The following is a 5060-nucleotide window of genomic DNA, read 5'->3' as shown; positions in this document are numbered from 1 at the left end:
TCCATTGGTTTAATAAAGAAAAGGTTCTGTTTAGATAACAAAACTACTTATCTAGCATTCTTGTAACAAGCCCGCTAAAAGCGGGCTTATTATTTATTTGAGCAAGGCTTTTTATGTGGTGGACAAAATTGATACTCGAAGTGCAGGTTCAATACGCTTTAGTTTTGTGTTTACTACACTTCAAAGTCGATACACTTGATAATTCCCTCCCAACCGGGAGGGATTTTTCCTTGAAGTACATAAGAGTAGGCCAGCAATTCGGCGATCACATAATAAAGCGATTCAGGGATATCTTGCCCCACATCAAGGGTAGCGAGGACTTCGCTTAAGTAAGGGTCTTCGTGAATTAATATCCCAGTTTCTTCAGCCATGGCTATAATGGCTTCCGCCAAATCTCCGTAGCCTTTTGCTACCACTTTAGGTGCGTTTTTCTTATCGCCGCCGTCATATTTTAGTCCGATGGCGCGTTTTGTCTTTTGCGAATCAGTCATAAACGCTTTACCTAAACCCTAGTTTCAAAGATTTGATGAGGACGCGAATTTAATGTGTCCGGAATGTGGCCTCGCTGGTAGCTGGTGTTTTCAACAACCAGGCCGAGCGAAGTAAGACGTTTTTGCAAATAGGGTAGGGTATCGCCAATGCGCCTAAGTACTTCATCGTTGGATGCATATAAGTCTAACGTAATGGTGCTTTTATCAATTTTTGATTTTGCCAAAACTTGTCCGCTGCCACCAATGTCCAGCTTCATCGTGATATTCCAAAGAGAACGTTGGCCTGCTTGTGCGTGCTTATTGTTCTGGCCACCCAGCTCTCGTTTTATCAAGAGTTCTGGTGGACTTTGATGTTGTGAAAGTGATGGCAATATATAATAGAAACTATCTTGCCCTTGAATACGGCTATCTACATTAGCAATTTTGTTTTGCTGGTGGCTACTTAGCAGCGTTTTAAGTTGAGAAAGCAGCTGTTGTCTGCCGTCTAACTGGTTCATGTCTTGGCTAACGCGACTTGGTTGAGTCGTTACCCCCATATTCGCTAACGTTTTTGAAACGATAGAGTCAGGCGCATCTATTTGCGTTTTTAAGCCAGGCTGACGCTGCATGGCACGCCCCGCTAGTGCTAATTGAACTAAGGCGACCAGCCCTTGAACGAAGCTGGAAGCGTTTACGGGTGAGGATAAGTTTATTGGTGTGGTAACCAGCGCCTGTGAGGATATAAGCTGCTGCAAGCGTTGCGACAATCCTTGCTCGTTCATATCGGGCGTTAGTTTTTTCGCGCCGTTTTTTACATCGCCGACAGCGCCTACGTTCTCGCCAGCTACGCTCTCGTTTGATTTTGAACCCGCTATAGTGACGTGACTATCTGAAACCACTGGTGGTATCTCTGCGCCTTTACCTTGTGTAGCCGCAAGTTGAGCAGCGATGTTGCTCAGTAAGCTATTTGATAAGCCTTTTGCCTGTGAGCTTAACGCTTGTGCGATAGAGGCAAGTGATACAAGAGAAGATTTACTCCCACCGTCTTTTCCTTGCATGCCATTATTCTCTGCTGAAGCGGTTTCTTTCCCTTCCGTCAATATAGCTTTTGCTGTTGCTAGCAGTTGTTCGCTGGAAGGCTTAGGCGGTCCGATAAACGCTCCATTAGATATTTTGACTTGCGAAGGCTTCGCGTTGAGTGCATCAAGGCCTTTTAGGTGCTGCAAAATTTTATCGAAATGCTGGGCTCCATGTGTTTGAGGAGCGCCGCTACTGGGCGGTAACTTTCCATTCTCAACAATAGCAACGAGTTGGCTTAATGCTTGGCTGGTACTGCCTGTTTGGCTCAGTAATACCCGAGAAAGTGTACTAATTGCGTTGTGTACATCCGTTCCTTTAAGCGATGTGGAAGCCGCTGCTTTTAGGTTTGTAATGGATGAAGAGGCTTCGAGCGAGCTATTTCCCGTGACGGCATCGAGCCCTTTCGCCGTCACTTTTGGTAATTGTGTAAGGTCAAGTTTATTTACCTGCTCCAGATTCAAAGTTGGAGCCGAAAGGGAAGGGGCCTTGCTCTGCGGTAAACTTATTTGTAATAACGCGCTTTGTTGCGCAGTGCGAATTGAGAGTTTGCTACCCGTTAAGGTTAACGCTGAGAGCACTTTTAACGCGCTGGTGTCTGCACCTGAACTTTGTAACAGCGCGTTAAGTTGTGGCGGGTTACTCAAGTTATGCTCAACAGCAACGCCGCCTTGCTTAAGAGCGCTGGAAATTAGCTGTTGCTGTAAGTTGGTACTTACATTTTTATGGGTTATAGCGGCGAAATTATTGTGGTTGGCTCTTGGGGCAGCGCTTCCATTGGAAAAACCTTGAGAGATTTGCAGCGCGATTCCACCGTTGCTAGCTCGGCTTAGTCCTATAACGACCTGCTGGCCGACCAGCTTTTGAAGCGCTGCTTTCGCCGTGCTATCCAGCTTTTCAGTGTTTATGTCTGTAAGGGGAACACCCTCGTTTTTAGCCGTGGTGAGAATGAGTTGCCCAAAGTTTTCGCTCTTTGTAGAAATAGACAGCTGACCCTTAAGCGTAACGGCGGCGTTATTTGCAGCAAGCGCTTGTGCCACGGCTTTCAGTAATTCAGCTTTATCAGGCGCAGACAATGACGCGCCTTGTTGAGACAAACTTGTAGAAAGGAGTATTGCAGACTGAGCGCTTAACTGACTCTGCGGAGCATTTTGAACACTTTTCGTTTCTGGGTTTGAGACCTGGTCTGAAGTTTGAGGCAGAAGAGCAATTTGCGCATTATGAATAGCGTGTTTGGAGAATTTAGCGCTAACTTCTGCGGGTAATACAACGTGGAATACTTGGGCGACCGACGGCGCTAAATTTGACGATGAATTACTCGATGTCATCGTTATCGATAGCACTCGTTCAGGCAAGCGTTCAACTATCACTTTCGCCGCATTGTCTAAAACGGTAGCCTGCGAAAGCGGAGCGTTGGCAATCACAGGCGTTGCTCCTCGACTCGATCCTTGAGTAGCGGCATCTGTAGACGATAAAGCGGCCGAGACAGGCGACGTCGGGCCAGTTGTTTGATTTAGAGCGGCTGCCAATAGAGATGATAGTGGTGTTGTCATAATTGAGATATCGGCAATGTCGCGCTTTTCCTTACTTATTTGAGTATAGCAAAGCTCTGTTTGGCAGTTTCGTTATTGACCAGTTGATAAGATGAAGCAAAAGAATTCATCCTTTAGGCGGAGGGATAACACTTACTCACGACGGATGGCTCTCAGGAAAAATACCTTTGTCATTGAAGTAAATCATATTTAATTGGAATTCGCGACTGCGAAAAAGCGTTCATGTGGTAGACTAGCGCCATTTTTTAGAACCTCTTTTTAAGGTTGGAGTAGCCAGGTAGTGTTAGAGGCGCGCGAATTAACCTGCAGCAAACGAGATAGAACCCTTTTTGAAGGGCTTTCACTGGTTGTCGAACCCGGTGAGTTGCTGTATTTACGCGGTCCTAACGGTGCAGGGAAAACCAGCTTGCTGCGCATTTTAACAGGACTGAGTTCACCTGATTCAGGTGCAGTATTGTACAACGGCATGGACATTTCAGAGGACAAGACAGGTTACTACCAAGACCTTTTTTATCTTGGCCATAAAAGCGGAACTAACGGCAGTCTCTCTGCCCTAGATAATCTATCGTTCTGGCTAGCTCAACATAATGTATCGGTGCCTGTTAACACGTTTTTTGATGTATTAGAGAAAGTGGGATTAGTTGGACTTGAAGATGTGCCCGTAAGGTATTTATCGGCCGGTCAACAGCGTCGTGTGGCGCTATCGAGACTGTGGCTAAAGCCAGCAAAGGTGTGGATACTGGACGAACCGTTTACAGCGCTTGATGTGAAAGGGGTTCACATGCTTGAAAAAAGTATGAAAGAGCACGTTGGTCGCGGCGGTCTCATCATTACTACTTCGCATCAACACCTATCAGAAACTGCAGGGGAACACCGTGTATTCGATTTGGAGTACCGCTTTTAATGTCATTGTACCAAGGAATTTTTAAGCGCGACATGCAGGTTGCGTTCAAGCAAAAAGCAGAATTAGTGCAACCTCTGATGTTTTTGCTGATGGTGGTGACCTTATTTCCCTTAGGCGTTAGTCCGTCTCCCGATACCCTTCAACGCATTGGACCAGGGGTAATATGGATTGCGGCAATTTTATCATCGCTCATGGCGATGGAAAGGCTTTTTCGCGATGACTTTCAAGACGGGTCGCTAGAGCAGTACATGTTATCTGGTATGCCATTACCAGCGGTGAGTGCGGTAAAAGTGGCTGCCCATTGGCTGGTTAGCTTTGTACCATTATTGCTGTTGTCTCCGCTACTCGCCATGTTTTTGAATTTAACGGTCGATATGTATATCGCTCTTGTCTTAACCTTGATATTGGGGACGCCGTTACTTTCCTTAATTGGTGCCATTGCAGTAGGGCTTACCGTTGGATTGCAAAAAGGTGGAGTGCTGTTGGCACTGCTACTAATCCCTGTCTTTATTCCGTTACTGATATTTGCCACGTCGGCTGTGGATTCTGCCGCACTGCAATTACCTTATCATGCGCAACTTGCTATTATTGCCGCCATGCTTTTATTGGCTGCGGCATTGGCACCGTTTGCCATCGCATATTCTTTAAAAGTGAGTCAAAACTAATGTGGAAGTTGTTACATCCCTACGCAAAAACAGAGCGAGCCTATCAGCTTTGTTTAACTTTACAGCCTTGGTTTTGGGTTGGCGCTCTAGCGTGTTTAAGCGTAGGTACCGTGTGGGGGCTGGCCTTTGCGCCTCAAGATTATCAGCAGGGCGATTCATTTAGAATCATCTATATCCATGTACCTAGCGCCATTTTGTCTATGGGCACTTATGTCGCCATGGCAATTGCAGCCTTGGTGGGTATGGTGTGGCAGTGGCGCACTGCCTATATGGCATGATTGCTATGGCGCCTATCGGCGCAGTAATGACGTTTATCGCTCTATTCACGGGCGCCGCTTGGGGCAAGCCAATGTGGGGCGCTTGGTGGGTATGGGATGCACGCCTAACTTCA

4 protein-coding genes and 1 pseudogene are annotated in these 5060 nt (G+C 46.5%); 3 read left to right on the top strand and 2 right to left on the bottom strand.

What is annotated here, in order from left to right; genetic code table 11:
• Positions 1-173: 173 nt before the first annotated feature.
• The gene (locus QVA83_RS19140; RefSeq protein ID WP_156086023.1) at positions 174-491 is read right to left on the bottom strand and encodes an EscU/YscU/HrcU family type III secretion system export apparatus switch protein; all 318 of its coding nucleotides are present in this window, start codon (positions 489-491) and stop codon (positions 174-176) included.
• Between the two features lie 11 nt (positions 492-502).
• Entirely contained in the window at positions 503-3100 is a 2598-nt protein-coding gene (locus tag QVA83_RS19135) for a flagellar hook-length control protein FliK (RefSeq protein ID WP_287498820.1), read from the bottom strand.
• Positions 3101-3380: 280 nt separating this feature from the next.
• Here QVA83_RS19135 and ccmA point away from each other — a divergent pair, with 280 nt between their 5' ends.
• The 3 genes and pseudogenes from ccmA to ccsA form a co-directional block, all read left to right on the top strand.
• Positions 3381-4004: a cytochrome c biogenesis heme-transporting ATPase CcmA gene (gene ccmA / locus QVA83_RS19130; protein ID WP_156077993.1), complete on the top strand. Its 624-nt coding sequence runs from the start codon at positions 3381-3383 to the stop codon at positions 4002-4004.
• Entirely contained in the window at positions 4004-4669 is a 666-nt protein-coding gene (gene ccmB / locus QVA83_RS19125; protein WP_014948512.1) for a heme exporter protein CcmB, read from the top strand. Before ccmA ends, ccmB begins: the two co-directional genes overlap by 1 nt.
• A pseudogene (ccsA, locus tag QVA83_RS19120) lies at positions 4669-5060 on the top strand (cytochrome c biogenesis protein CcsA); the annotation flags it as partial. The gene ccmB and the pseudogene ccsA, both read left to right, overlap by 1 nt.

The organism is Alteromonas sp. AO-Serp (assembly GCF_017849675.1).
GTDB lineage: Bacteria > Pseudomonadota > Gammaproteobacteria > Enterobacterales > Alteromonadaceae > Alteromonas > Alteromonas macleodii.
This window is presented reverse-complemented; position numbering and strand designations above follow the sequence as displayed.